At 69.0% G+C, this 3,981-nt stretch carries 5 protein-coding genes; all 5 read left to right on the top strand.

Features of this window, described 5'->3' with window-relative positions; translation table 11 throughout:
* Positions 1–290 (top strand): carbohydrate-binding family V/XII (locus tag JNK68_10545; protein MBL8540797.1); only part of this gene is annotated, 290 nt, incomplete at its 5' end.
* A gap of 104 nt (positions 291–394) precedes the next feature.
* Positions 395–2,374 carry a hypothetical protein gene (locus JNK68_10540; protein MBL8540796.1) on the top strand — a complete coding sequence of 660 codons (1,980 nt, stop codon included), beginning with the start codon at positions 395–397 and terminating at the stop codon, positions 2,372–2,374.
* Between the two features lie 26 nt (positions 2,375–2,400).
* Positions 2,401–3,048 (top strand): paraquat-inducible protein A, encoded by a 648-nt coding sequence (locus JNK68_10535; GenBank protein MBL8540795.1) that lies wholly within the window; start codon positions 2,401–2,403, stop codon positions 3,046–3,048.
* Complete coding sequence (locus JNK68_10530) at positions 3,045–3,683, top strand: paraquat-inducible protein A (protein MBL8540794.1); 639 nt, start codon at positions 3,045–3,047, stop codon at positions 3,681–3,683. The genes JNK68_10535 and JNK68_10530 overlap by 4 nt, the downstream gene beginning before the upstream one ends.
* The coding region (locus JNK68_10525) for an MCE family protein (GenBank protein ID MBL8540793.1) at positions 3,676–3,981 on the top strand (306 nt) is incomplete at its 3' end. The genes JNK68_10530 and JNK68_10525, both read left to right, overlap by 8 nt.

The following is a 3,981-nucleotide window of genomic DNA, read 5'->3' as shown; positions in this document are numbered from 1 at the left end:
ACGACGGACGCCCGGCCAATGACACCTATGCCGGTGCCGACGGCAACGCCTATCGCAACAGCGGGAACGGCTGGCAGCAGCACACCGCGAGCGGCTGGCAATCGTCGCTTGGTGACAGCTCCTGGGCGGACAAGGAGCAGGCAGCGCGCGGCAGCGCCGAGGACCGCTTCAACAGCGGCGGCTGGGGGGATCGCTCCGGCGGCTGGGGCGGCGCCGATCGCTTCGGCGGCGGCGCCTTCGGAGATCGCTTCGGCGGCGGCGGCTTCAGGGGCGGCGGTTTCCGTCGGTGACGGCTGGCTCGATTCTTCCGTGGCGGCGTCGGCTTGGAAGGCGGTGGCGTGACCGCATCGGCCCCGAGAACGAGTCATCGAGTGTTTCCGCAGGAGTGATCGCCATGCTGCACCTGTTTCGTCCTGCCCTCATCGGGCTCGTGTCTGTCGCAGTGATGCTGGTGTCGTTGCCGGCGCGGGCGGTGGGTCAAACGGCAGACGATCCCTGGCCGCGCGCGATCGACCTTGGCGGCGGCGCCACGGCGACGCTGTATCAGCCGCAGGTCGAAAGCTGGTCGGGCAATCGCCTGAGCCTGCGCATGGCGGTCGGCGTGTCCGGGCCGGGCGCGAATGAGAGTTTCGGCACGGTCTGGGCGACCGCGGTGACCCGCGTGGACCGCGCCTCCCGTCTCGTCAGCCTCGATGACGTGAGCTTCACCCGCGCGGCACTGCCGAGTCCGACCGATCGCGGCACGACGCATCTCGATGCCTTGCAGGCGCAGCTGCAAAGGGTGCCGCAGACCATCGCGCTCGATCGCCTGCAGGCCTCGGTCGGAGTGACTCGTTCCTTCAAGCCCGCCGGGCTCGCCGTGCAGAACACGCCGCCACGTATCTTCGTGAGCGACGCGCCGGCGCGGCTCGTGACGATCGCCGGCAGCCCGGTTCTGCGGCAGATTCCCGGCACTCCCTTTGATCGCGTCATCAACACCCGTGCGCTGCTGCTGCGCGACGCGCGAAGCTATTACCTGCTGCTGGCAGATGGCTGGATGACGGCGGAGGCGCTCGACGGCAGCTGGTACCCGGCCGAGCGCGTGCCGCCGGCGCTCGAGCGCGTGGCGGCAGCGCTCGCGGTGGGCACGGACGTGCCAGCCGGCGGCATCGCGCGGTCCGCCCGTGACGGCGCGCCCACGGTGTTCGTGAGCCAGACACCGGCGGCGCTCGTCGTCTTCGAAGGCGGCGAGCGGGTCTTCGATCCCATCGCCGGCACGACGCTGCTGCGGGCAGCAAACACCCCGTCGAATCTCATCGTCGACATCGTGAGCGGCCAGCACTATCTGTTGCTGGCTGGGCGCTGGTTCCGGGCGCCGGCACTGAACGGGCCGTGGAGCCACGTGTCGGCGCGCACGCTGCCACGCGATTTCGCGGCGATCCCAGCCGACGATCCCGCCGGCGCGGTGCTCGCGTCGGTGGCCGGCACACCGCAGGCGCAGCAGAGCTTGATCGACGACGCCACGCCGCAGACGGCGACCGTCCCGCGCACGAACGGGCCCACGTTCACCGCCGAGTTCGACGGACACCCGCAATATCGCCCGATTGCGGGCACCCCGTTGTCCTACGTCGCGAACTCGGCCACGCCCATCATCCGGGTGGACGGCCGGCGCTATTGCGCGCTGAAGGCCGGCGTCTGGTTCGAGGCGTCGTCCGTGTTCGGTCCGTGGGCGGTGGCCGCGGCGGTGCCGGACATCGTCTACACGATCCCGACGAGTTCTCCCCTGCATCACGTGACCTACGTGCGCGTCTACGGCGCAACGTCGCAGGTGGTCGACGTCGGCTACACCCCCGGCTATGCGGGGAGCGTGGTGTCGACGGACGGCGTCGTCGTCGAGGGCACCGGCTACGTGTATCCGGGCTGGATCGGCAGCGCCTACTTCCCGTCACCCATGACCTACGGCGGGACGCCAGCCCGGCGTGACGAGCCCGACGTCTACGCGCAATGGGGCGGCGCGGTGTATGCGGGGCTGCGTGGTCACCGCTATCTCGCGAGCAGCGCGCCGCGCGCCCTGCTGATCGAGTCCCTGGGTGCCGCGGGAGGGGATAACGATCACTATGCGGAGGCCAATGGAGCAGTGTGGCGCTATCGCAACGGGGACTGGGAGAAGCTGGACGCCCGCGGCTGGGAGCGGGTTGCGCCCGAGTCGTGCGCATGGGCGATCAGCGAGCGTGAGGCGCGGGCTTCCGGCGCGCAACGCTTCGAGCGACAGCGCGCGAAAGAGGGCGCGGATCATTTCGCCGATGTCCCCCCGGATGCCGGGCGCAGCGCGAATGCCGTTGCTGCCGGCAATGCGCAGGTCGGTACCCTGCGCGCTCGGCGCACGGCGCCCTGATCGCATTGGGTGCGTCCGCCGCCGCAGTGGAGACCGTCGCGTGTCCGGACTGCGACCTCCTGCAACAGCTACCGGTACTCGAGCCGGGTGACCGCGCGCGTTGCCCGCGGTGCGGCTACGAGCTTGCGCGACGCCCCGTCGACCCGCTCGAGCGCCCGCTGGCGCTGACCGTCGCCGCATTAATCGCGTTCATCGTTGCCAATACGACCCCGATCATGGGGCTCTCGGCGGTCGGTCGCAGAGCGAGCACGACCATACTCGGCGGCGCCTATGAAATGTGGATGACGGGGGAGCAGATCACCGCGGTCGTCGTCGCCTTCTGCGTCGTGTTCGCCCCCGCCCTCTACCTGCTTTTCATGCTGGCGGTGCTGATCTGGATGCGACGCCCGCCGGCGCCCTACTGGGTCGGCGAGATCCTGCGCTGGGGACTGCACATGCAGCCGTGGTCGATGTACGAGGTCATGCTGCTCGGCGTGCTCGTTGCGCTGATCAAGATCGCGGAGCTTGCGACCGTCGACGTCGGCATCGGGATGTACGCGCTCGGCGCGCTGGTCGTGCTGTTTCCCGCCATCATGTTGAGCTTCGACGCGCGCGAGGTGTGGCAGCGGGTCGAGTGGGTGGACGACGCGCCAGCGAACGGGGCGGGTAGCGCACGCGCGGAGGCAGACGCATGAGCCAGGGCGTGCATACTGCGGCCGCGGCAGGACTCGTCTCCTGCGACATCTGCGGTCTGCTCTCGCATCCGCATCATCCGGATCATCCCGGGCACTGCCCGCGCTGTGGCGGCGAGGTCGAATTCCGGCGCCGGCATTCCATCCAGCACACGTGGGCGCTGGTCATCGCCGCCGCGATCTGCTACGTGCCGGCCAATCTGCTGCCGGTGCTCACCACGACGACCTTCGGCTCGGCCGAATCCGACACCATCATGGGCGGCGTGGTCTTCCTCTACGCCTCGGGATCCTGGCCGCTCGCGCTGATCGTGCTGATCGCGAGCGTCATGGTGCCGCTCGGCAAACTGATCGCGCTCGCCTATCTGTTGATCTCGGTGCAGCGCGGCGTGCCGGGCGGCATGCGCGAGCGCACGCGGCTGTACCGGATGGTGGAGTTCATCGGTCGCTGGTCGATGCTCGACGTGTTCGTCGACACCTTCACCGTGGCGCTTATCCAGTTGCAGCCGCTGATGTCGGTGGAGCCCGGTCCCGGCGTGCTGTTCTTCGCTGCGGTCGTGGTGCTGACGATGCTGGCGGCGGAGACGTTCGATCCGCGCCTCATCTGGGATTCCAGCCGCGAAGAGGGCACCCATGTCTGAGGCGCAGGACCTGCCGCGTTCGACGGTAGTGACGAAGCGGAAGGGACGGCTATCGGTGGTGTGGTTGATACCGATCTTGGCGGCGGTGGTGGCGGTGGGGATTGCGATTCAGCAGATCTTGAGCGAGGGGCCGACGATCACGATCGTGTTCGGCGCGGCGCAGGGGATCGAGGCGGGGAAGACCTTCATCAAGTACAAGGATGTCAACATCGGCCAGGTGAGCGCGGTGCAGTTGTCGGAGGATTTCGAGCGGGTGCAGGTGACGGCGAAGATGGCGAAGAGTGCGGCGGGGCTGATG

Source organism: Betaproteobacteria bacterium, from assembly GCA_016791345.1.
In the GTDB taxonomy this organism is placed as follows: domain Bacteria; phylum Pseudomonadota; class Gammaproteobacteria; order Burkholderiales; family JAEUMW01; genus JAEUMW01.
This window is presented reverse-complemented; position numbering and strand designations above follow the sequence as displayed.